The organism is Exiguobacterium antarcticum DSM 14480, assembly GCF_000685865.1.
Lineage (GTDB): Bacteria > Bacillota > Bacilli > Exiguobacteriales > Exiguobacteriaceae > Exiguobacterium_A > Exiguobacterium_A antarcticum.
This window is the reverse complement of sequence record NZ_JMKS01000003.1, coordinates 697,853-721,020: the sequence shown is the minus strand read 5'-3', so window position 1 is coordinate 721,020 and position 23,168 is coordinate 697,853. Positions and strand designations below refer to the sequence as shown.

Sequence of the window (23,168 nt, the reverse complement as noted above, 5' to 3'; positions counted from 1 at the left end):
AAAAAAAATATATTTTAATAAAAAGGATTGATGTGTAACCGGTTACACAATATGATACATATTGTAAGCGTTATCAAAAGAAAGAGGTGGCGAACATGTCGACCATCCGGGAAGTAGCGAAAGTGGCCAATGTCTCCGTTGCGACGGTATCGCGCGTCATGAATGAAAAAGGATATGTCAGTGAAAAAGCAAGGACGGCGGTCCTTCAAGCGATCAAACAGCTGGATTACCGACCGAACCGGGTTGCCCGGTCCTTGTTTCAAAAACGATCAGGATTGATTGGGTTGATCGTGCCGGACATCACGAACCCGTTTTTCCCACAACTCGCTCGAGCTGTGGAAGATATGGCACATCAACATGGTTTTCAGGTGATTTTATGTAACACAGATGAACAGTTTCAGAAAGAACAGGAATATATTCAATCGCTCGAAGCAATGCATATCGACGGCTTGATCATCACGACGAACTATTCGAACAATCCGAACTATGAAGAGATTGAAGTGCCGATCGTCGCTCTTGATCGTGTCTTACAAGGCGCAATCCCGACCGTCACGTCAAACGGCTATGACGGCGGGAAAAAGGCAGCGCAGTTTCTACTGGAGCATGGCGCAACAGAGCTCGTCGTTATCAGTGGTCCGTCAAAGTTACCGACGATCCGAAAACGCCGGGATGGATTTGAAGAAGTCGCCGGGAAACATCTTGTCGCAAGTATCGAGTCACCGTTTCATTTTCAGGGTGCACTCGGAGCCGCCAATTACTTATTTGATCATTACGACTGTAATGGGATCTTTGCGGCAAACGATGTCATCGCCGCAGCGACGATCCAAGTCGCGGCAGAACGAGGCATCGCGATTCCCGAGCAGTTACAGGTCATCGGGTACGACGGCATTGAACTGGGGCAGATGATTTCCCCGCCGTTGACGACGATTGCCCAGCCGATCTATCAGATGGGCGAACTGGCGGCGAAGTTATTGATTCAACGGATTGAAGGAAAAGAGATTGCGGCCGTCCATCATGAATTGATGGTCGAAGTCATCGAACGAGAAACGACGAAGCGGAAGGGTGAACAGTCATGAAACAAATTAGTGTAGTCGGCAGTATCTCGATGGACCTGGTCGTCGAAAGCGATCGTCGTCCGTCAGCAGGAGAAACGGTCATCGGATCCGCCTTCCATACGGTACCGGGAGGCAAAGGAGCAAACCAGGCCGTCGCGATTGCGCGGCTCGGCGGCAACGTCGAGATGGTCGGGTGTATCGGCGATGATGCGAACGGTGACGCAATCCGGCAGAACTTCGAAACGGCACAGGTCGGAACGACGCATCTGCAGACGATTGCGAACGAACGGACCGGAACGGCGCACATCACGCTCGCTGAAGGTGACAATTCGATCGTCGTCGTCCAGTCGGCGAACTTAGCCGTCGTCTATGATGAGGCACAGCTCGACAGCCTGATCGGTCAGACGGACATGATTTTGTTACAGCTCGAAATTCCGCTTGAGACAGTCAAGCAGGTGGCGCGTTACGGTAAGGCACACGGCATTCCCGTCGTCTTGAATCCGGCGCCAGCCATCGTCCTTGACGAAGAGTTGCTTGCGGACGTGACATACTTAACACCAAATGAACATGAATGCGGCTTGATTTTCGGACAACAGCAGTCACTCGAACATTGGTTAAGCCAGTATCCCAATAAATTAATCGTCACAGAAGGTAGCCGCGGAGCTCGTTTTTATGACGGTCAAGACATCGTGACGGTTCCTGCCATCGCAACCACGGTCGTCGATACGACGGGAGCCGGGGATACGTTCAACGGGGCACTCGCTGTAGCTTTGACGGAAGGAAGACCCTTGACGGAAGCGATTCGGTTTGCCAATCAGGCAGCCGGTATATCTGTCCGGGCACTCGGCGCACAAGGCGGCATGCCGACACGCGAACAAATGGAGGTCGAACAATGAAACGACACGGTATTTTAAACAGTCATATCAGTAAGGTCTTAACAGATCTCGGTCATACGGATACCGTCGTCATTGCCGACTGCGGTCTACCGATTCCGGCCGGCGTCAAGCGGATTGATTTAGCACTCGAACTCGGAACACCATCATTTGCCGATGTCGTCCGGATCGTCGCGAGTGACATGGCAATCGAACAGGTGACACTCGCATCGGAAATCAAAGACACGAACGTCGCTGCGTTAGAGGTTGTCACTCAACTCGACGTCCCGCAAGACTACGTCTCGCATGAAGCATTCAAGGAACTGACGAAACAGGCGAAAGTCATCATCCGGACGGGGGAAGCGACACCGTATGCCAACGTCATCCTACACGCCGGCGTTATTTTTTAAGGGGGAAGCACGATGCAAATTGAGATGACAGGTATCACAAAATCGTTTGGTCCCGTGCCCGTCTTGAAGGGTGTCGACTTTACACTTACGACAGGTGAGATTCATGCCTTGATGGGTGAAAACGGAGCGGGGAAATCGACGTTGATGAAAATCCTGACCGGTGTGCATAAAGCCGATGAAGGAACGATTCAAGTCGACGGCGTCGAGCAACATTATAAAAATCCGAAACTCGCGGAAGAAGCGGGGATTGCCTTCATTCACCAGGAATTGAACATATTACCCGACTTAACGGTCACGGAAAACCTGTTTCTCGGACGGGAACTGAAATCCCGGTTCGGTGTCTTGAAGCAGGCAGAGATGAAGCGGCTTGCGGAACGCGAACTGGCGGAACTGAACGTCTTCATGGACGTCAATCAGCTGGCCCGGACGTTATCGGTCGGACAACAACAGATGATTGAGATCGCCAAGGCATTGATGACGGATGCGAAGGTCATCATCATGGATGAACCGACGGCCGCCTTGACGGAGCGCGAAATCCGCGCCTTGTTCAGTGTCGCGACGGCATTACGCGCGCAAGGTGTCTCGATCGTCTACATCTCGCACCGGATGGAAGAAATCTTTGAACTGTGCGACCGGATCACGGTGTTACGGGACGGGGTTTCGGTCTCGACCCACCAAATTGCCGAGACGTCGTTTGAACAGATCGTCCGTGAAATGGTCGGACGCGAGATGGGCGAACGGTACCCGGAACGCCAGGTCACGCTCGGTCAGACGGTTCTTGAAGTCACAGGTGCGACCGGTAAACGGTTTGAAGACGTGTCGTTTTCAGTCCGCGCCGGTGAAATCGTCGGCTTTTCCGGCTTGATGGGTGCCGGACGAACGGAAGTCATGCGCGGCTTGTTTGGGGTCGATCGGCTGAAAGCAGGAACGATTAGCTTAAACGGCAACGTCATCAAAATCAAATCGCCGCACGATGCAATCAAACAGGGACTTGGATTTTTGACCGAAGACCGAAAAGGCGAAGGATTATTCCTCGACTTTTCACTCCGGGAAAACATCTCCTTGCCGACAATCCGGTCGTTATCAAAGTCGGGTGTCATTTCCGATCAGGCAGAACGGCAGTTCGCGGAAGGCTATCTGAAGTCGCTGTCCGTCCGGCACAGTTCGATGGATCAACCGGCGAAGTCACTGTCCGGTGGGAACCAACAAAAGGTCGTGCTCGCGAAATGGCTTGGGACGAAACCGGATGTGTTGATTCTTGACGAACCGACACGCGGTGTCGACGTCGGGGCGAAAAAAGAAATTTACCTGATCATGAACGAACTCGCCGCATCCGGCGTTGCGATCATCATGATCAGTTCGGACTTACCGGAAATTCTTGGCATGAGTGACCGTGTCTACGTGATGCGGGAAGGACAAATGAGCGGGATGCTTGATCAACAAGAGGCGACGCAAGAGAGTATCATGACCCTTGCGACAGGAGGACAATGACATGGAATTGATGCAAGGAAAACTGACGGAAAAGAAACCAAGACGGCTTGGGATTGGTCAAAAGCTCGGTCCGCTCGCCGGACTGTTCGCGATCATTCTCGTCGTATCGATCATGGAACCGGACTTTTTAACACTTAATAACTTATTTAACATCTTACGCCAAGTTTCGATCAACGCCTTGATTGCCTTCGGAATGACGTTCGTCATCCTGACGGGGGGGATCGACTTATCGGTCGGCTCGATCCTCGCCTTATCGTCGGCATTTGTTGCCGGATTGATGACGGACGGGACGTCGGCGATTCTCGCCGTCCTCGCCGGCTTGATCGTCGGGGCAATCATGGGTGCTTTAAACGGGATGGTCATCTCCCTCGGGAAAGTCGCACCGTTTATCGCGACACTCGCGACGATGACGATCTTCCGTGGTCTGACGCTCGTCTACACGGACGGAAAACCAATCACCGGACTCAGCCAGGGCGGCTGGTTCGAATTGTTCGGTCGCGGCTACATCTGGATCTTCCCGGTCCCGGTCGTGACGATGTTGATCGCCTTCGCCGTCCTCTACTTCATCCTGAAGAAAACGACGTTCGGCCGTTATACGTACGCGATTGGCGGCAATGAAGAAGCGGCAAAACTGATGGGGATTCAAGTCAACAAAGTAAAAATCATGATTTATTCTTTGTCTGGTCTAATGGCAGCACTCGCCGGCATCATCTTGACGTCGCGCCTCAACTCGGCGCAACCGACAGCCGGTACGTCGTATGAGCTGGACGCGATTGCAGCGGTCGTGCTCGGCGGGACCAGCTTATCCGGTGGACGCGGTTGGATCGTCGGGACGTTGATCGGTGCCTTGATCATCGGGACACTCAACAACGGACTGAATCTGCTTGGCGTCTCCTCGTTCTTCCAGCTTGTCGTCAAAGGGCTCGTCATCCTGTTCGCCGTACTTGCGGACCGGAAACAAACTACGTGATTTACCATCCAAAAGGAGGATATTGATATGAAAAAACTACTCGCACTCGTCATGATGGCGTTAATGGTCTTCGCCGCTGCCTGTTCAACAGAACAACCGGGCAGTGACACGGAAAAAGAGAAGAAAACAAAAGACTTTAAGATTGGTCTGTCGATCTCGACACTCAACAACCCGTTCTTCGTCTCACTCAAAGAAGGCGCAGAAAAAGAAGCAAAAGCACAAGGCGCAACACTGCAAGTCGCGGATGCACAAGATGATGCCGCGAAACAAGCGAGCGACATCGAAGACATGATTCAAAAGAACGTCGATTTAATCCTGATCAACCCAACCGATTCAGCAGCAGTCGGGGCAGCCGTTCAAACGGCAAACGATGCTGACATCCCGGTCATCACAGTCGACCGGAATGCAGAAGCTGGTGACGTCATCGCGCACATCGCGTCGGATAACGTCGCAGGTGGGAAACAAGCGGGTGAATACATGATCGAACTCGTTGGTGACAAAGCGAAAGTCGTTGAACTCGAAGGAATCCCGGGCGCATCTGCAACACGCGACCGCGGCGAAGGGTTCCACGCGGCAGTCGACAGCAAGCTTGACGTCGTCGCCAAACAATCAGCAAACTTCGACCGGGCAAAAGGTCTGTCGGTCATGGAAAATATCCTCCAAAACAACAAAGACATCAAAGCGGTCTTCGCGCACAACGATGAAATGGCCCTTGGTGCCGTTGAAGCGTTGAAAGCAGCGGGCATGGAAGATGTCAAAGTCATCGGCTTTGATGCAACAGATGATGCCGTCAAAGCAGTCGAAGACGGTAAGATGGCAGGGACGGTCGCTCAGAAACCGGCTGAGATCGGAAAAACAGGCATCGACACAGCGATCAAACACCTCAAAGGTGAAACTGTCGAGAAGAACATTCCGGTCGAACTCGACCTGATCAAACAATAATCGTCATCGCCAGCCGGTCTGATTTTGTCAGCCGGCTGGTTTTTTTTGGAGGTAAGATGAACTTCCTGAATCTATACCTTGTTCCCGTAGTTGTTTTTCTCTATAATGAAAGAAGCGTATATTACTGAAGGAGGATCATCGATGATCATTCATAACGTGGCTCTTGTCGGCCTCATCGTCGTTTCCGTTCTTCTCATCATCGTCGTTCTCTTGATGTCAGGCCGTACGGCTGGCCTCGGAGCATTGACAGGTGGGGCAGAACAATTATTTGGTCGCCAAAAAGCCCGTGGCTTGGATGCGGTCCTAAATCGTGTGGCGTCTATCTTAGGGGCATTATTCTTTATTTTGGCGTTACTCGTCGCTTTTTATAAGTGAGTATTGAAACGACAGCCGTCCGATTGCGCTGTCGTTTTTTCTTGTTTTCTCGATTTCTAAATTTTCATTTTGGGGTATAGGGTTAGAGGGGGAATCATTTTATGAAAATCACATTACCAAAACCGTTCTTTTTTGAAGGCGGTAACCGGGCCGTTCTGTTGTTACACGGCTTCACCGGTTCGAGTGCCGATGTCCGGATGCTCGGGCGGTACTTGCAAAAACACGGCTATACATCACTGGCACCACAATATAAAGGGCACGCTGCCCCACCCGAAGAGCTGACGAAGACCGGGCCAGCCGACTGGTGGCAGGACGTCCTTGATGGCTACGAAGAATTAAAAGCCAAAGGATACGACGAGATTGCCGTCTGCGGTCTGTCGCTCGGCGGTGTCATGTCGCTGCGGCTCTCGATGCATCGTCCGGTCAAGGCTGTCATTCCGATGTGTGCGCCGGCCTACATCAAAAGTGAAGACGTCATGTATGCAGGAGTCACGGAGTATGCCAGAGAATTTAAGAAGCGAGAAGGAAAATCCGTGGACGAAATCGAACAGGAGATGGCAGTCTTCGAACCGATGCCGACCTTAAAAGATCTGCAAGCCTTGCTGAAAGAGACACGCGATTCACTCGAAGACGTCTACGCACCGACACTCGTCGTCCAGGCCCGCAACGATCATATGATCAACACGGATTCGGCGAACATCATTCACGATGGTGTCAGTGCCTTACAAAAAGAGCTGATCTGGTATGAGAACTCAGGTCATGTCATTACGCTCGACAAAGAAAAAGAAACGCTCCACCAAGACATCCATGAATTTTTGGACGGCTTGAACTGGAGTCATTAACTGGAGGTGTCACGTTGGAATTACGTGAACGAATACTAGAGGTCATCGCAGCGGACGAACGTCCGTTGTCGATCGATCAATTAACGAAAAAATTAGAACTGTCGGATACAACCGAATTCAAAGAGTTGATCCGGACGTTGAACACACTCGAAGAAGAAGCACTCGTCGCCCGGACCCGGTCGAACAAATACGGGACACTGGCACAAATCGGACAAGTCGCCGGAAAAATCTCCGTCCACCAACGTGGCTTCGGATTCGTCTCACCGGAAGACGGTTCAGCAGGTGATATCTTCCTGCCGGCACCGGAACTCGGCAATGTCTATAACGGCGACCGTGTTCTCGTCAAAGTCTTTGCCGAATCAAACGGTGGGGACCGCCGCGAAGGCAAGTTGCTCAAGATTCTCTCACGCGGACCAGCCGATTTCGTCGGGACGTTCGTCAGTCCAAAAGGACGGATTGAATCAATCGCATATATCGAGCCGGATGATTCGAAGCTGACGTTCTTACCCGTCGTCGCAGATGAAGATACGCTTGGTGCGGTCGACGGACACAAAGTCCTCGCCCGGATCACGAAGTATCCGGACGGTCGTTACGCCGGAACAGCAAAAGTCTTACAGATCATCGGTCATAAAAATGACCCGGGTGTCGATATCCTGTCGATCGTCCACAAACACGGCATCAACGTCGACTTCTCGGACGCAGCGATCGCGGAAGCCAACAACATTCCCGATCAAATCGATGAGAAAGATCTCGTCGGTCGCGTTGACTTACGCAAGGAACTGACGGTCACGATTGATGGCGCTGACGCAAAAGACTTGGACGACGCCGTCCACGTCAAGAAACTCAGCAATGGCAATTACGAGCTCGGTGTCCATATCGCCGACGTCTCACATTACGTCAAGGAAGATTCACCGCTCGACGAAGAAGCTCGCGAACGTGGGACGAGTGTCTATCTCGTCGACCGCGTCATTCCGATGATTCCGCACCGCTTGTCAAACGGGATTTGTTCACTCAACCCACACGTCGACCGTTTGACGCTCAGCTGTATCATGGAGATTGATCAGAACGGTGCCGTCATCAACCAAGAAATCTTACAAAGTGTCATCAAGACGACGGAACGGATGACGTATACCGATGTCCGGAAAATCATCGAACGCGAAGACGAAGAAGTCATCGCGAAGTACCAGGATCTCGTCGCCAACTTCGATCAGATGGCAGAACTCGCTGCGATCCTCCGGGAACGCCGCTCACGCCGTGGAGCGATTAACTTCGACTTCCCGGAAGCAAAAGTCCTCGTCAATGAAGAAGGCAAGACAAGCGACATCATCCTCCGTGAACGGTCCGTTGCCGAGAAACTGATCGAAGAATTTATGCTCGCTGCGAACGAAACGGTGGCTGAATACGTCCAACATCAGAAGTTGCCGTTCATGTACCGGATTCACGATGAGCCGAAAGCAGAACGTCTCGATACGTTCTTCAAGTTCATCGCCAACTTCGGCATCAACGTCGAACGCAAAGGCGAGTCGGTCACGCCAAAAACGTTGCAGACAATCCTGAACGCCGTCGAAGGCGAACCGGAAGAAGCGGTTGTCAGTACGGTCATGTTACGGTCGCTCCAACAAGCGAAATATGACGTCGAGCCGATTGGTCACTTTGGTTTGTCGACCGATTTCTACACGCACTTCACGTCACCGATCCGCCGGTATCCGGACTTGATGGTCCACCGTCTCCTGCGCGAGTACATCATCTTTAATGATAAATCGCAAAAGACACAGGACCGTTATTCTGCCATTTTACCGGAAATCGCCGATCACGCCTCAAAACGGGAACGCCGTGCCGTCGACGCCGAGCGGGAAACGAATGCGCTCAAGAAAGCCGAGTATATGGAACAACACATCGGTGAGACGTTTGAAGGCGTCGTCAGTGGGGTGACAAACTTCGGCATGTTCGTTGAGTTACCGAACACGATTGAAGGTCTTGTCCACATCCAGGCGATGACGGATGACTTCTATCGCTATGATGAAGCGAACTATCAATTGATGGGCGAACGGACAAAACAACAGTTCCGGATCGGCGACGTCGTTGAGATCAAAGTCACCGGTGTCAACATCGATGAGAAGACGATCGACTTTGCTGTCGTCGGGATGCCGGAGCGCCAACCGAAAAAACGCTTTGAGTCGAAGACGATCCGTTCAACAGGCGGCCGTCCGGGACCAAAACGCGACGACAAGAAAGACGACCGCCGCGGCGGGAAGTCGAAACGTCCAGGGAAACCGAACGAGCAATCAAAAGGCAAAGGATTCGCTGGGAAAGACAAGAAGGACAAACCGCCGTTCCATAAAGCGGTCTCGAATAAAAAACGGAAGCGCCCCTAAGCGCTTCTGTTTAGAAATGTGGTGGAAGAGAGATGCCAAAAGGTACAAGTTCAAAAGTATTAGCGAACAACAAACGGGCGTCGTTTGATTATGCGATTGAAGATACGATCGAAGCGGGTCTCGTCTTGACGGGAACCGAAATCAAATCGGTCCGTAAAGGCAAGATCAGTATCGCTGACGCGTTCGTCCGGTTCGATGGCGGGGAAGCGATTCTCTGGAACTCGAACATCGCCCACTTCGAACAGGGGAACCGGTACAACCACGAACTGCTCCGTCCGCGGAAACTGTTGCTGCACAAAAAACAGATCGCCAACTTGATGGGACTCGTCTCGCGCGACGGCTATACGATCGTGCCGCTGAAGGTCTACATCAAAAACGGCTACGCGAAATGTCTGATCGGGCTCGGGCGCGGGAAGAAGAAATTCGACAAACGTGACGATTTGAAGAAGAAGGACGCGAAGCGGGATATCGACCGTGCGTTACGCGACAAGCAAAAGTATTGAACCCGTAACACTTTTCTGCTATTATAATAGTATTCGGAAAGCCCCAATTTTATATCTTGGGGACGTTACGGATTCGACGGGGGTAGTTCGGTCTTCTGTGGCGTGTCGAGGGGTCGGCCTCGTTAAAACGCATCAGCCATAACTGGCAAAACTAACACACAACTCGCAGCAGCTTAATAGCTACTACGGATCCTAGCAGCCGTCGCCTGGTCGGCTGATTTCTAGGGTCTCACTTTAAACAGGCTACGCTTGGACCCTTCCGTCTGGTGGGAAAGAGAAGAGATGGAATCAGACTGGTCGGACGGACGCCTGTCAATTGGCAGCCTGACGACGAGATCCCAATAAATTGACTACACACGTAGAAGCTTAAGTATACGATGCCTTCGGACGTGGGTTCGACTCCCACCGTCTCCATAGTATGATTTCGTTTGGAATCATTCGCTTTTAAACCCTTGGGTTCCAAGGGTTTTTTTGTTGTTTACTATTCATTCTTTATCAATAGATATCATCAAAACGTAGTCATTAACGTACTCAATTTTAAAGTTCAACATAGTTTGAGAATTTCTTAATTGCTTCATCTCGTGCTTGTTTTGAAACATGAGCATAGATGTTCATAGTTGTTTGTATATCACTATGACCTAATCTATCTTGTACCTCCTTTAAACTAGCACCAGCTTCAAATAAAAGAGAACAATGTGTGTGGCGCAAGCCATGAGTAGTGATTTTTTCGAAGTTGTACTTCTCTTGAATGTGAAGCATCCACTTTCTAGTTTTTGTAGGTTGTAAATATTCTCCGTTTTCATTACTAAATATGAGTGCACTAGTTTGTCGGTCAGTTGTAAAAAAGGAAGTAGAATTTTTTTGCTCTTCTTCCCATCTTTTTAAAATTAGAATAGTCTTCTCATCCAACTTTATTGATCTGGCGATTCCGGTTTTCGTAGTTTTTACATATAATTTATTGTCTTTTCCTCTAGATAAAGCTTTATTAATACGAAGTTCTTGGGTACTAAAGTTTAAATCGTTCCAAGTTAATGCTAATGCTTCTCCTTTGCGCATACCACTGAAAGCGAGTAAGCGAAAAAGCGTAAAAGCTTTTACGTTTTTTTCATGCTCAAGTGCTTCAAGAAAGTTTAGAAGCTGTTCTTTGGTATAAAAGTTTTCTTTTTCATCATCATTTATTATGCCTCTTTTTTTTGATAAAATCATTGGAGCATCTACATATGTGAAGGGATTGGATTGTAAATAGCCTCTCTTTACTGCAAAACTAAAAACTTTTGAAGCGTAAGATTTTACCATTCGAAAATTCTTTAGTTTTTCTGCCCACAAGTTGAGGTTGCTTTGACAAATATCTATTGTTATCTTTTCGATTTTGTAGCTACCTAAAGCAGGGTTTATATGATTCTTAAAAATTCCTATTGTTTTAATGAATGTGCTTTCTTCCACTGTCTTTTCATAATTGGTAATCCATAAATTGTATATATCTAAATATGTTTCTACTGATACTTGACGGTAAGTACCGTTTGCTACCTCAAATTTTATACGTGCTAATGCTAACTCAGCTTCTTTCCGATTTTTAAAACCTCTCTTAGTGGTTCGTTTTTGCTTTCCGGTCAGTGGATCTACCCCTAAATAAACAGAGAACTCATATCGTATTTCCCCAGATTTTAAATTATATTTTTTAACAGTTGTGACTCTATTCTTTTTCAATGTGAACTCCTCCTAATATCTCGCGGGGGCAAGAAATAAAAGAAGAGGACTCTTCCTCATAGTTATAATATATATTTTAACTAGGGAAGGGACCTCTTTATGGTGTTTAAAAGCTATTTCTCTCTAAAAATGAATTAATTTCTTTCTTTGAAACTCTTTTTATTCCATCTATTTCACATACTTTCAACCCCATTAGCCTGAACTTAATGAAAGTATTATATGAAACACCTGCATAGGCAGCAGATTCTGATAGAGTTAACCATTCTTTATGCAGTGATTTATTAGATGCTTTGAGGTCATTGATAGATGTTGTTAATAGGCTTGAAATTCGTGCTTCTAATTCACTCAATATAAATGTATTCTGATTCATGAGAACCTCCTTATACTTCTTCATTTCTTAATTCTATACCGATATATCCGTATTTATTATTCCCTAAGCCATCTCGGAACCTCTTATAGGTTATATAAGGTAGAGATTTCATGTATTGATGCAATACTTGCATGCTTTCAGGAGTAATATCGTTTGATTTGCAGTAAGCTAAATAGCTGTCTTGAAGCTTACACTTATAAATCTGACCACTTACATTTACATCGCAAATATACTTTACAAAACTATCGATTGAATTGTTTTGTTCATAATAGGAAGTAGTAAGTTCTTCGATCTCCTCGCAACTTGTAAATTGATAATTATTGCTTTTCCAGCGAATTAAACCTTCAATGGCCCATTGAATAATATAATCTTTTTCGTCAAGAATCTTTTCAATAAGTTGAGGATCTTGTTTAGATTTAGGGATTTGATGTGTAAATGGAAAGATAATAATTCTTTGACTAAAAGCATTGGATTTATCTAAACCATTAATTGTGGGCAAGTGATTTCCGGCGAACAGTAAAACAGCTTTATTAACAAAGTTTATAGGCTGACCATAGATAGGTCTGGCAGTTACGTGATCTCCACCCGATAATTTTTTGAAGATATCAAGTTTGTTGAGTTTAAATTCAGAAGTCTCACCACAAGTATTTAATCTTTTGCCCAGAAGTTGTGCTAAATATTCTGGTTTATTTAATTGGTCAAAGCTTAAATTAGTATAAGAGTCTTTGCCGACTAAATTTTCAAGTACTTTTAGAACAATTGATTTACCAGTATCTTTGGGTCCAAGTAAATAAGGAATATACTTAACACTCCTTATTTCTGAAATAACATAGCCGAACAGTTCTTGAACTCGTAAATATAAATCAGTATTCCCATTACATACGTCAAGCATGAATTGCAAAAAGTGTTGCCCTGTAAGATTTTGATTACCTCTATATTCTGCATTAACTGTAGAAGTAAAGAAGTTTTCAGGACTGTGTGAAATGAATTTTTGATTGTCGATATTAAATACTCCGTTACTAAACGCTATTAAATGGTTTTTATCAATTGATGCTATATTGCCATGCTCGTGATAAAGTTCCGATTTAATCCATTGAATGACTTCTTTTATTGTGCTGCTGTTAATTTTATTTCTATAAATATCTGGTGTGTTTCGTCTAATAAAGGTCTCTGCATAATCTAGAGTTACAGCAACATAAACCCCTCTTGTAGAGTTCCAATGATACAGACTATCCTCAACAGACAAGAAAATGAATTTTTCCAAAAAAAGAGCGGCTAAATCAGCATTTGATATTATGTTATTTTTTTTAATGATTTCTGGAACTGGGCTATAAGTCTCCTTTAGAATATCTTTTTTATTGATCTTTAAAGGAGGAAGCTTGTTTAAACGTTCCTTAACGTTGAGAGTTGGAACAATCTCTGTCATTTGTAAGCTTTGTAAAGAATGAAAGTTTGTAGGGATTTTTTTTAATTTAGTTGTCTTCATGCAAACCACCAGACCCAATTGCATTTTTTCTATCAAATGATTCTTTAAAAAGACTTATAGCGATTTTCTTTTCTTCGATAGGCAACAAGCTTAAGAAAAAGAATCTATTAGCTTTTTGGGTAGTAAAACTCTCGCTAAATATACACTCTAATAGAGTACTTTGTGTTAAAGGATCCTTAATAACAAAGAAGAAACAAGAATATGGGCCATACTCCCAATATAAAAGTATTTTTTCATCATCTTGTAATTCAGCTCTATTATTAAACCTTGATAGAGCATCGCCGTTTCGAATATATATAGAAGGTTTTTTCAAATCTTGATTATCTATTCCTATAAGAGTTAGATCAGAAGAGTGTTTTTGCGATAATGGTGTAGAGTCGATAAAACCATTAAAAAAACTAATGCCTTCAATGTTTGAAAAGAATAATGCTGTGGGTGGATTGATTTGGTCAGGTCCCAATCCCTGAGCCAATGCTTTTTCAGAGGTCATAGCAATAGTGTGGACACCGTCTTGATTTTTCTTGCTAAGCTTCATAATCTTGTCAAACTTCTTTTTTAAACTATCCTGATTTTTTTTACTCATATCTCGTACCACTCCTTAGTTTTAGTTACGTTGTTAATACTAAGGTGTACTAATGTGAATTAATACTTGACCACTAAATGAAAAAACAACCTTTTTTTAATTGAAGGGGGCATTGACAAATGAGTGGGTTTATGAATCGGATATACTGAGAACGTTCAATATGTTCCAAAATTATTCCTTAAATTATTTACACTTTGTTATTGCTATTTTTATTCATAGTTTCTTAGATATCTTTTAATAAAGTAAAGCTATTGAACACCTTGAACACCTTGAACACTATGAACAGCTTGAGACATCTGTGTTCCTATCTTAGATTACGTGTACAACAAAGAGTAATGGTGTTACTAGTGTTCCAGAAGTTCAAATTGTTCAAGTCACTTAATGTATACTGGTTTTGAGCTTACTATTTCTGAATTTCGTACATAATTTTAAAACATGAATCTATATGAACTTTCAGAAAAAATGAACACAAGGGGGGGAAATCGGATGAAATTAGAAGCATCTTTAACGTTGGATGAATTATCTGAACGAATTAGTAAAAGAGTTATGGAGGAACTTGAAGGAGTATTTGACAATGACTCTCGTGCTGATTGGGAGATAAAAAAGAAGGAATCCGTAGGGGATGTAAATATCAATGATATTGAGGCAGAAGATTTCAATATCGTTTGGGAACTCAGAGAAAATAAGTGGTGTATAAATTTAAATGAGAATTTATATTTAAGGTATATAAAAAATGATGTGTTAAAGAATAATGAAAAGCTTTTCAAAAAATTTTTAAAGAGTCTGGAATCCGATGTTAAAGTTTCACTACTAGCAAAAACCGCACTTGAAATTGGATTAAATGCAGATTGGGACTCTAGTTTATATAAAGAGTTTGAAAGCATTTTTGCGAATAACCAAGAAGATTTCGTGCGAAATCTAAAAAGTTATCTTACTCAGCTTTCTGACAATAACCAAGACATAGAAAATATAATATACAAAGTAGAAGAAAATGAAAATCTAGGTAGTGTATCCTTGCCTAGAGATTTAATTGTTTTTTATGCTCTAGTATTGACTCATAGCAGAAATAGATCACATAAAACATTTAGTGAACCACTAAATAATTTGCACAAACTTCAATTGAAAAAGCTATCAGGAAACTATCCGGTGTTTTCTGAAGAAGTTAACAAAGATATATCTACTATTAGCGATTCTCAAGTATTGTTAGACAGTTATATTCTTTTACTTAATAATACAAAATATAATTTGAATAAATCTTTAAATTTCTACTTCTTTAATCAGTTTACAAATCTTTATGATGTACATGTACTAGCTAAAAATATATCAAAAAAATTAAAGTTTGCATCAGCATATAATTCATATAGCATGGAAGACTATGGTAATATTTCTAAGGATGTCCGGTTTGCATTCAAAAAAAACAGGTGTGAGTCGAAAGTCAAATTTATCAATTTTAAAGGGTTATTAATTAAGAGCTTTTTCATGAAAAACTTTATGAACAGCAGGGTTATATTACAAGATGATTTTATTGAGATATTTAATACATTTTATGAGGACTGTATTGATGAGTTAAAGAGTTCAATAATGACAAACAGTCGATTTAATTCTTTAGAAGTAAATGAACCTACTATAAAAAGTCTCGAAATATATAGGGAATTAGTGAAAGAGGATCCTTATCGAAAAAAAATTAATAAAATTGAAAACGAAATTAAAATTATTGATATTCCAACTGCAAGTACTAAGGATATTGTATATAAAGAGTTTTACTATTATGCATATACAGCAGTATATGGACATATAACACTTAAGGATGATGGGGTGCTTTAAGCACCCACTTCATCTATGAGGTTATTAGCTTATGACTTGTACATAAGCAGAGCTAGTTATATGGTAGGTTGATAGCGTAAGTTTTTAATTTAGTTTTTAGATATAGCCTTTTTCTTTTAAGGAAATAAATGAATCAGTGCCAAGAATTAAATGATCCATTAATTCTATACCAATAATTTCACCAGCCTCTTTTAACCGTTTAGTAACTGATATATCTTCAGGGCTTGGAGTGCAATCATCGCTAGGATGATTGTGAGCCACAATTATAGAGGCAGAATTACTAAGTAGAGCTGACTTTAGAACTTCTCTGGGATGCACAATGCTGGCGTTTAAACTCCCGATATGAACAGTTTGAATACAAGTTGGCTGATTTTTAATATCAAGACACATTACTATGAAGTGTTCCCGATCAACATCTCCTAAGATTTCTGTAAAAAGATTGTAAGCAGTTTGAGGTGAGCTAATTCGGCGATCTTTATATAAAATAGTTTTTTCTCGAACCAGTTTAACCTGTACGATATTTACTCGTTTTGCAGCAATATTACCTTCCATAACTTCAACTCCTTTTTATAATTAAATATTAAGAAACAGCCATAGCACTCCCTTGCAAGGAGCTGCTATGGCTGTTTCAATTAAATAATATATAAATGAGTTTGTTATGTATGCAGAAAAACAAGATTAACCCTTAGTCATTTATGACAGTAATTAGCAGTAATTAAAAAGAATAGGACTTATGGTCCGCAGACATCAAAAAAATGGTCATTTATAATTGACTTACTGCCTGCTGAGCAGAGATTTGTTGTCGATTGCTAAAACCTCTAAAACTTTGCCAATCCATTGATGAATTCGGAGTATAGGTGTATAGATTAACAATTTTATTAGGGTTAATAACATTAGCTTTTAATTCATTATGATGAATTGTTAAAAATGGAATATTTAAAGCATCAGATAATGAAAACATCATGGCATAATTACTATAGTCAATTTGATAAGGCTGCCAAGCATTAAAATTAGTTATACCACTTCTTTTAACTTCAACCATGCTTGAAATGGTATTGTTAGATATATTGACTATTACCAAATCCAAATCGATTTTCATTACACTTGTTCCACTGAATAGATTACTTGACCACAAATGGAATGGATCTTTAACAGATGCAGAACTATTTATAGCTTTTTGAGGCGCAGAACTGATTTGAAGACTAAATGTTGAAGCAATAAGATTCCCTCCATTAGTTACATTATGCTGTTGGCCATTAATTAGAAGTGTATGGTTATGATGATTAGGGTCATAAAAATCATATTCAATGGATAAAAATGGAATCGAAGTGTTTTTTCTAATGTCATTCACAATGGTTGATATTAAGTTCGTAGATATTTGTTGATTTGTACTTGGTGTATTTATTGGTTTTTCACTCACCACAGAGATTCCTGATAATTGTGGGTGGGTTTGTCTGTTAGACCATAACAAGATAGCAGGTCCAGGAGGATTACTAATAAAAGCGTTTTTTTGCGGGTTATTTCTAAAAGAAGAATAGATATAATTTAACAATGCTGACATTTTATTCACACCTTTCTTTTAGCATATTATCTCATTAAAATATTTGGAAATAAATACAAAGTAGTAAATAAAATGCGAAATATTGTTGAAATTCTGAAAAAAATATCAACTTACAAAACGGAAAAACACCGATTGTTTTTTAAAAGTATAAAGTGATAAGATGCTCGAAAATGCAATCACGATAAGATTTTTATGATAAAAGTATAGTAATTCTGGATGACTATTAAGAAGTCGGAAAAATTTAGGCTTCTATATGATAAAATAGATTCAGATTGCAATAGGGGATGTTTATTTGACAGAACTAATAATAAAAAGTAAAGCACGTGTTCAAAAACACGGTGAGGTATTTACGCCAAAAAGAATTGTAAATCAGATGCTAAATATACCTGAAATTAAAGAGGCTTGTGAAAATCTTACTACAACGTTTTTAGAGCCAGCCGCTGGAGAAGGAGCCTTTTTAATAGAGATACTCGATAGAAAATTAAATATGGTATCAAATGAGTATAATAATGATTTAATTCAGTATGAAAATTATTCATTACTCTCTCTGTCAACGCTTTATGGGATTGAATTATTAGAGGATAATGCGCAAATATGTGTAATGAATATGTTTCAAAAATACTATGACTATTATAAAGAACAAATTAAAAAACATAATGGAAATATGAATCGTAAAGTATTAGATAGCGCTAAAAAAATTATTTCATTAAATATTGGAAATGGTAACTTTCTAACGCATGAGGCAGTAGATGGTACTCCATTAGTATTTAGTGAATGGATGCCTCTTAATTTAAGAAAAACGACTAAAAATATAAAGGTTCAAAGAACAGAATATACACTTAATGAGATATTTGAAAAGACACAAAAAGAAAGTGGTAAAGCTTTACGACAGCCCAAAAATGAACCAGAGCAAATAGATATTTTTGATTTTCTGGATGAAAATATAGAGTTACCGGAAGAGAAGCGAACAGAAATGCAATATTTACCCGTTAAAATAATCGATGTATTTAAAGAGGAGATGGCAGAAATTGATGGATAAAACTATAATTAAGCCTTTTAAAGAAATCGAATATAAAGTCTACGGTTACACTCTACCTGAAGTTCCTACTCATGACGGCTACGTGAAAATAGGAGATACAACACGAGATGCCGCTACAAGAGTTTTTGAACAAGTTGGTACAGCGGGATTAAATCCGGATATATTGTTTGAAAAACTAGCTAGGAAATCAAATGGTAAATGGTTTCGTGATAAAGAGCTTCATCGCTTTTTACTATTGAATGGGATTGAAAGAAAGGATTTCAACAGCCGAGCTGATGAATGGTTTTATTTTAATGAAACACTTGAAAAAGCTGAAGAATTAACAGATAAATTTATTAATCGTGACTATGAAGAAATACAAATTACCGATGATAAATTTGATTATGTATTACGGAATGAACAACAACAAGCTGTTGAAAAAACAGTCGAGTATTATCATAGTAATCGCGAAGAAATAGAGTTTTTATGGAATGCAAAGCCACGTTTTGGAAAAACATTAACTACGTACGATTTTATCCGTAATTTAAAGACAACAAATGTATTAATCGTAACGAATAGACCAGCGATTGCCAACTCTTGGTTCGATGATTTTCAGAAGTATATTGCATGGCAAGAACCGCATATGAAATTCGTTTCTGAAACGGATGCATTAAGCGGTAAAGCAATGTCGAGACAACAGTACATAGACCATCTTGATACAACAAATTATTCAAATCCATCACAAATTGCATTTATATCTCTACAGGATTTAAAAGGAGCGAAATTTGCTGGAGGTCCTTACAATAAATTAGAATGGGTTGCTGGTTTAGACTGGGATGTATTGGTTGTCGACGAAGCACATGAGGGAATTGATACTAAAAAGACGGATAGGGCATTCAATCAAATCAAAAGAAAGTTCACATTACATTTATCTGGAACCCCATTTAAGGCAATAGCAAATAATAAATTTAATGAAGAGCAAATTTTTAATTGGTCATACGTAGATGAACAGGAAGCTAAAGAAAACTGGGATCCGGCTATCGGAAGTAACCCATATGAAAATTTGCCAACATTAAATTTATTTACATATCAAATGAGTAAAATGATAGAAGATGAAGTAACAGCGGGTTTGCAAATTGAAAACGAAACAAATGTAGATTATGCATTTGATTTAAATGAATTTTTCCGTGTGAAAGAAAATGGACAATTTGAATATGAAAACAGTGTTATAAGGTTCTTGGATAATTTGTCCTCAGGGAAATTCCCTTTTTCAGAGAGTCAATATCGAAGTGAATTAAACCATACATTTTGGTTACTTCCACGTGTAAAAGCGGCGAAAGCTTTGGAGAAACTATTAAAACAGCATTCGACATTTAAAGATTACACTGTGATACTTGCAGCAGGAGATGGAGTAAGTATAAGTGAGGACTTAGAAGCAGAAGCGCTGGATGTGAAAGGGAATACAAAAAGTTTTGATAAAGTGCGTGAAGCAATACAAAAACATGATAAAACAATTACGCTTTCTGTAGGCCAATTGACGACAGGTGTGACTATACCTGAGTGGACGGCAGTATTTATGTTAAATAATATTGAATCGCCTAGTTTATACTTTCAGGCAGCATTTAGATCACAAAATCCATATGAATTTGAACAGGATGGAAGGTTATATCGTAAAGAAAATGCGTATATATTTGATTTTTCCCCAGACAGAACATTACGCTTATATGACGATTTAGCGAATAATTTGACTAGTGATACTTCAAAAACAAGCGGCGAAAGAAAAAGTAAGATTAAAAAGCTATTAAATTTTTTCCCTGTTATTGCAGAAGATGAAGACGGATCGATGCATGAAATTAATGCTTCTGAAGTCCTTGCAATTCCAACACGTATTACGTCAAGAGAAGTAGTGAAGAGAGGCTTTATGAGCAACCTACTTTTCGCTAACATAGCGGGTATTTTCTCGGGTGATTCACCATTTAAAGAAATATTGGATAAAATACCACCAGAAAAAAATAAAAGATTAGAGAAGCCGCGTGAACTGGAAGTGACAGATCCATATTTAGACGAAGAAGGAGAAGTTAGAATACCGAAAGAGGTTGTAGTTGGTAAATCAAAAGATATATTTGGCGAAAAAATATATGCACCGATTGAAGTTATAGAAGAGGTAGCTAAGTCAATTGACGAAGCTGAAGAAAAACAAAGGGAATCGATCATAGCTTTAGCCGGCGATATAACGAAATCATTTGCGAATGGTTTTGATAAGTTGAAAGATAACTTCAAATTAAATCAAGGACAAACAGAGGATATAAAGAAAACGGTTCATGTAACATTAGAAGATATGATTACTGATAAACATTTAGCACTGACAAATCAAGTAAAAGATTTAGAGAGAGAGTATGAACAGAAAAAAGTAGACGCTTTACAAGGAAATAATGAAGAAACGTTGCAGGTTGTAACTCAACAATATGAAGAGAAAAGGAAAGAAATAAAAAAGACTTTTACTGAAGAAATAAATAAAGAAGTAGAAGAGACGATTCATACAATTGTAGAAGAACAAATAGAAAAAGTAGAAGAAAAGAAAAAGAAAACAACAGAAGATGATGTTCGGGATCATTTACGAGGATTTGCACGTACAATTCCTGCATTTTTAATGGCTTACGGGGATGATCAGACAAGATTACAAAACTTTGAAAAGAATATTGATGACGCTACCTTTGAAAATCTTACAAGTATCACAAAAGAAGAGTTCAAAAAGCTTCGAGATGGTTTTGCATATGAGAATGATAAAGGTAATACGGTAGTCGTTCATGGTTTATTCAATGAAATAGTTTTTAATGCAAGTATTCGTGAGTTTTTAGATACTAAAAAGCGTTTAGCCAATTATTTTGATGATAGTTTGCAAGAGGATATTTTCGATTACATTCCTCCACAAAAAACAAATCAAATTTTTACACCAAAAAGAGTAGTTAAAAAAATGGTTAATATATTAGAAGAAGAAAACCCAGATATATTTTCTAACAAAACAATAAAATTTGCTGACTTATATGTAAAGAGCGGTTTGTTTATTACAGAGATAGTCAAGAAATTAAACGATGGATTGCAAGAACAAATCCCGGATCAACAAGAACGTATCAAGTGGATATTAGAAAATCAAGTATACGCATGTGCGCCAAGTAAAATCATATATAATATTGTTAAAAATTTCATCTATAATGATGTAATAGATGTTTCCACAAAAAACCTAATAGAAGTCGATACAATGATTTTAGCTAGTGGAGAAAAATTAAAAACAGATATTTACAAAGCGTTTGGAGATGATAATTTGAAATTTGATGTAATAATAGGAAATCCACCATATCAAGATGAAACAATAGGTGATAATAAAACTTATGCGCCACCAATTTACCACAAGTTTTTGGAGGAGTCTTATAAACTAGCTGATAAAGTAGAAATGATTCATCCAGGGCGCTTTTTATATAATGCCGGAAGTACTCCAAGATCATGGAATATGAAAATGTTATCTGATAAACATCTAAAAGTTGTTAATTATTTCGAGGATAGCTCAAAGGTATTTCCTAATACTGATATTAAAGGCGGAATTGCTATAACGTATAGAGACAAGGGAAAAACCTTTAAAGAAATTGGGATTTTTACAGTTTATGATGAATTAAATTCAATTTTGAATAAAGTAACTCCCGCTACTTTAAAAACATTGGATCTTTTAATTTCAGGTCGAGGCGTATATAAATTAACGAAAACTGCACACGAAGATTATCCTGAAATTGAGGGTATTCAGTCTAAGGGTCATAAGAATGACATTGGTACAGGCGTATTCAAGCTGCTGAAAGACGTGATTTTTTTCAAAGATATGCCTCAGCATGAAGGGGAGTTTGTACGCATTTTAGGACTTGAAAATAGCCGGCGTGTGTATTATTGGATGGATAAAAGATATCTGGACGCTCCAAGTAGTTTCGAGGAGTATAAAGTGATTATACCCAAAGCTAGTGGAAGTGGGACATTCGGCGAAGTGATAAGTTCGCCATTAATTCTAGAACCCAATGTTGGGGCTACAGAAACTTTTCTTTCAATTGGTGGATTTTCAACACAATATGAAGCAGAGTCAGTTTTGAAATACATTAAGAGCAAATTCGCAAGAGCAATGTTAGGCGTGTTAAAAATAACCCAAGAGAATACTCGAGATAAGTGGTCAAAAGTTCCTGTTCAAAATTTTACCGACAAATCGGATATCAATTGGTCAAAATCAATATCTGAAATTGATAATCAGCTATATAAAAAATATAGTTTGAGCCAGAATGAAATTCAGTTCATTGAAGATAATGTAAGACGAATGGAATAAGTTAGGCAAGACATCGATTATTGTTGTTGTATTCAACTAACATCTTATATTTATCATGTTGGTTCAAATTGGTTCAATTGAAGTGAAAGTATTTAAATGGATTGGCATTCAGAGTTTCTTCTATTTAATTGATCTCAAAACACAAACGTTTGTTTAATAAGAAATGAACAAAAGTTAAGATTTGTAGAGTTTGGTGGAGTGAGAAGTTTTATGCTTGATTTCGTCCTTTACTTAGAAGAATACGATCAGTTATTCGAGTTAATAATTGAAACAAAGGGTGAATTTTTATTTTATAGTGATCAGTGGAAGGAAGATATGCTTCTGAAGCTAAAAAATGTTAAACCTTTAATAAATCTGGCTGAAGGTAAAGAAGTTAATCTATGCAGGTTTAAGTTTTTATCTCAGAAACCAACTAAAAGAGAACGTT

General features: G+C 40.7%; 19 protein-coding genes and 1 other RNA gene. 14 read left to right on the top strand and 6 right to left on the bottom strand.

All coding sequences use genetic code 11. The features are described 5' to 3' along the window. Positions 1–95: 95 nt before the first annotated feature. The 11 genes from P404_RS0104655 to ssrA all read left to right on the top strand — a co-directional run bounded on the left by P404_RS0104655 (position 96) and on the right by ssrA (position 10,252). Positions 96–1,076 carry a LacI family DNA-binding transcriptional regulator gene (locus P404_RS0104655; RefSeq protein ID WP_026830107.1) on the top strand — a complete coding sequence of 327 codons (981 nt, stop codon included), beginning with the start codon at positions 96–98 and terminating at the stop codon, positions 1,074–1,076. Further along, a complete protein-coding gene (gene rbsK / locus P404_RS0104650) occupies positions 1,073–1,951 on the top strand; it encodes a ribokinase (RefSeq protein WP_026830106.1) in 879 nt (292 codons plus the stop codon). The genes P404_RS0104655 and rbsK overlap by 4 nt, the downstream gene beginning before the upstream one ends. Beyond that, a complete protein-coding gene (rbsD, locus tag P404_RS0104645; RefSeq protein WP_014971153.1) occupies positions 1,948–2,337 on the top strand; it encodes a D-ribose pyranase in 390 nt (129 codons plus the stop codon). Before rbsK ends, rbsD begins: the two co-directional genes overlap by 4 nt. 12 nt (positions 2,338–2,349) lie before the next feature. After that, positions 2,350–3,828 (top strand): sugar ABC transporter ATP-binding protein, encoded by a 1,479-nt coding sequence (locus P404_RS0104640; RefSeq protein ID WP_026830105.1) that lies wholly within the window; start codon positions 2,350–2,352, stop codon positions 3,826–3,828. A gap of 1 nt (position 3,829) precedes the next feature. Continuing rightward, positions 3,830–4,798 (top strand): ribose ABC transporter permease, encoded by a 969-nt coding sequence (gene rbsC / locus P404_RS0104635; RefSeq protein WP_051590459.1) that lies wholly within the window; start codon positions 3,830–3,832, stop codon positions 4,796–4,798. Positions 4,799–4,825: 27 nt separating this feature from the next. Further along, complete coding sequence (rbsB, locus tag P404_RS0104630; protein WP_014971150.1) at positions 4,826–5,740, top strand: ribose ABC transporter substrate-binding protein RbsB; 915 nt, start codon at positions 4,826–4,828, stop codon at positions 5,738–5,740. A 141-nt stretch (positions 5,741–5,881) separates the two neighbouring features. After that, complete coding sequence (gene secG / locus P404_RS0104625; RefSeq protein WP_012371248.1) at positions 5,882–6,115, top strand: preprotein translocase subunit SecG; 234 nt, start codon at positions 5,882–5,884, stop codon at positions 6,113–6,115. Positions 6,116–6,216: 101 nt separating this feature from the next. Beyond that, the gene (locus tag P404_RS0104620) at positions 6,217–6,957 is read left to right on the top strand and encodes an alpha/beta hydrolase (protein ID WP_014971149.1); all 741 of its coding nucleotides are present in this window, start codon (positions 6,217–6,219) and stop codon (positions 6,955–6,957) included. A gap of 14 nt (positions 6,958–6,971) precedes the next feature. Continuing rightward, positions 6,972–9,332, top strand: a complete 2,361-nt coding sequence (rnr, locus tag P404_RS0104615) for a ribonuclease R (RefSeq protein ID WP_026830103.1) — start codon at positions 6,972–6,974, stop codon at positions 9,330–9,332. A gap of 32 nt (positions 9,333–9,364) precedes the next feature. Further along, positions 9,365–9,835, top strand: a complete 471-nt coding sequence (gene smpB / locus P404_RS0104610) for an SsrA-binding protein SmpB (protein ID WP_026830102.1) — start codon at positions 9,365–9,367, stop codon at positions 9,833–9,835. 58 nt (positions 9,836–9,893) lie between these two features. After that, positions 9,894–10,252, top strand: a transfer-messenger RNA (tmRNA) gene (gene ssrA, locus P404_RS18190). A gap of 120 nt (positions 10,253–10,372) precedes the next feature. Here ssrA and P404_RS0104605 read toward each other — a convergent pair. The 4 genes from P404_RS0104605 to P404_RS0104590 all read right to left on the bottom strand — a co-directional run bounded on the left by P404_RS0104605 (position 10,373) and on the right by P404_RS0104590 (position 13,981). After that, positions 10,373–11,542, bottom strand: coding sequence for a site-specific integrase (locus P404_RS0104605; RefSeq protein WP_026830101.1), 1,170 nt, complete (start codon positions 11,540–11,542; stop codon positions 10,373–10,375). A gap of 106 nt (positions 11,543–11,648) precedes the next feature. Continuing rightward, positions 11,649–11,912 (bottom strand): MerR family transcriptional regulator, encoded by a 264-nt coding sequence (locus P404_RS18745; RefSeq protein WP_034774035.1) that lies wholly within the window; start codon positions 11,910–11,912, stop codon positions 11,649–11,651. Between the two features lie 10 nt (positions 11,913–11,922). Continuing rightward, positions 11,923–13,398, bottom strand: coding sequence for a DNA primase family protein (locus P404_RS0104595; RefSeq protein ID WP_026830099.1), 1,476 nt, complete (start codon positions 13,396–13,398; stop codon positions 11,923–11,925). Next, positions 13,385–13,981 (bottom strand): hypothetical protein, encoded by a 597-nt coding sequence (locus tag P404_RS0104590; protein WP_026830098.1) that lies wholly within the window; start codon positions 13,979–13,981, stop codon positions 13,385–13,387. The genes P404_RS0104595 and P404_RS0104590 overlap by 14 nt, the downstream gene beginning before the upstream one ends. A 486-nt stretch (positions 13,982–14,467) precedes the next feature. On the opposite strand from P404_RS0104590, the gene P404_RS0104585 reads away from it, so the two are divergent. Then, positions 14,468–15,805 carry a hypothetical protein gene (locus P404_RS0104585; protein ID WP_026830097.1) on the top strand — a complete coding sequence of 446 codons (1,338 nt, stop codon included), beginning with the start codon at positions 14,468–14,470 and terminating at the stop codon, positions 15,803–15,805. 96 nt (positions 15,806–15,901) lie between these two features. Here P404_RS0104585 and radC read toward each other — a convergent pair whose 3' ends face one another. Continuing rightward, the gene (radC, locus tag P404_RS17345) at positions 15,902–16,357 is read right to left on the bottom strand and encodes a RadC family protein (RefSeq protein WP_051590458.1); all 456 of its coding nucleotides are present in this window, start codon (positions 16,355–16,357) and stop codon (positions 15,902–15,904) included. A 211-nt stretch (positions 16,358–16,568) separates the two neighbouring features. Beyond that, positions 16,569–17,366 carry a hypothetical protein gene (locus P404_RS0104575; RefSeq protein WP_150111970.1) on the bottom strand — a complete coding sequence of 266 codons (798 nt, stop codon included), beginning with the start codon at positions 17,364–17,366 and terminating at the stop codon, positions 16,569–16,571. A gap of 265 nt (positions 17,367–17,631) precedes the next feature. Between P404_RS0104575 and P404_RS0104570 the strand changes: the two genes are divergently transcribed. Both P404_RS0104570 and P404_RS0104565 read left to right on the top strand, forming a co-directional pair. After that, a complete protein-coding gene (locus P404_RS0104570; protein WP_338083325.1) occupies positions 17,632–18,405 on the top strand; it encodes an N-6 DNA methylase in 774 nt (257 codons plus the stop codon). Further along, positions 18,398–22,741, top strand: a complete 4,344-nt coding sequence (locus tag P404_RS0104565; protein WP_026830094.1) for an Eco57I restriction-modification methylase domain-containing protein — start codon at positions 18,398–18,400, stop codon at positions 22,739–22,741. Before P404_RS0104570 ends, P404_RS0104565 begins: the two co-directional genes overlap by 8 nt. Positions 22,742–23,168 lie beyond the last annotated feature (427 nt).

Excerpts from the sequence above, each read along its gene's own strand:
- smpB (WP_026830102.1), top strand. The coding sequence starts at position 9,365 with ATGCCAAAAGGTACAAGTTCAAAAGTATTAGCGAACAACAAACGGGCG.
- P404_RS0104590 (WP_026830098.1), bottom strand. The coding sequence starts at position 13,981 with ATGAGTAAAAAAAATCAGGATAGTTTAAAAAAGAAGTTTGACAAGATT.
- P404_RS0104565 (WP_026830094.1), top strand. The coding sequence starts at position 18,398 with ATGGATAAAACTATAATTAAGCCTTTTAAAGAAATCGAATATAAAGTC.
- rbsK (WP_026830106.1), top strand. The coding sequence starts at position 1,073 with ATGAAACAAATTAGTGTAGTCGGCAGTATCTCGATGGACCTGGTCGTC.
- P404_RS0104640 (WP_026830105.1), top strand. The coding sequence starts at position 2,350 with ATGCAAATTGAGATGACAGGTATCACAAAATCGTTTGGTCCCGTGCCC.
- P404_RS0104595 (WP_026830099.1), bottom strand. The coding sequence starts at position 13,398 with ATGAAGACAACTAAATTAAAAAAAATCCCTACAAACTTTCATTCTTTA.
- rbsC (WP_051590459.1), top strand. The coding sequence starts at position 3,830 with ATGGAATTGATGCAAGGAAAACTGACGGAAAAGAAACCAAGACGGCTT.
- rbsD (WP_014971153.1), top strand. The coding sequence starts at position 1,948 with ATGAAACGACACGGTATTTTAAACAGTCATATCAGTAAGGTCTTAACA.
- P404_RS0104620 (WP_014971149.1), top strand. The coding sequence starts at position 6,217 with ATGAAAATCACATTACCAAAACCGTTCTTTTTTGAAGGCGGTAACCGG.
- P404_RS18745 (WP_034774035.1), bottom strand. The coding sequence starts at position 11,912 with ATGAATCAGAATACATTTATATTGAGTGAATTAGAAGCACGAATTTCA.
- P404_RS0104575 (WP_150111970.1), bottom strand. The coding sequence starts at position 17,366 with ATGTCAGCATTGTTAAATTATATCTATTCTTCTTTTAGAAATAACCCG.
- P404_RS0104655 (WP_026830107.1), top strand. The coding sequence starts at position 96 with ATGTCGACCATCCGGGAAGTAGCGAAAGTGGCCAATGTCTCCGTTGCG.
- rbsB (WP_014971150.1), top strand. The coding sequence starts at position 4,826 with ATGAAAAAACTACTCGCACTCGTCATGATGGCGTTAATGGTCTTCGCC.
- secG (WP_012371248.1), top strand. The coding sequence starts at position 5,882 with ATGATCATTCATAACGTGGCTCTTGTCGGCCTCATCGTCGTTTCCGTT.
- P404_RS0104585 (WP_026830097.1), top strand. The coding sequence starts at position 14,468 with ATGAAATTAGAAGCATCTTTAACGTTGGATGAATTATCTGAACGAATT.
- radC (WP_051590458.1), bottom strand. The coding sequence starts at position 16,357 with ATGGAAGGTAATATTGCTGCAAAACGAGTAAATATCGTACAGGTTAAA.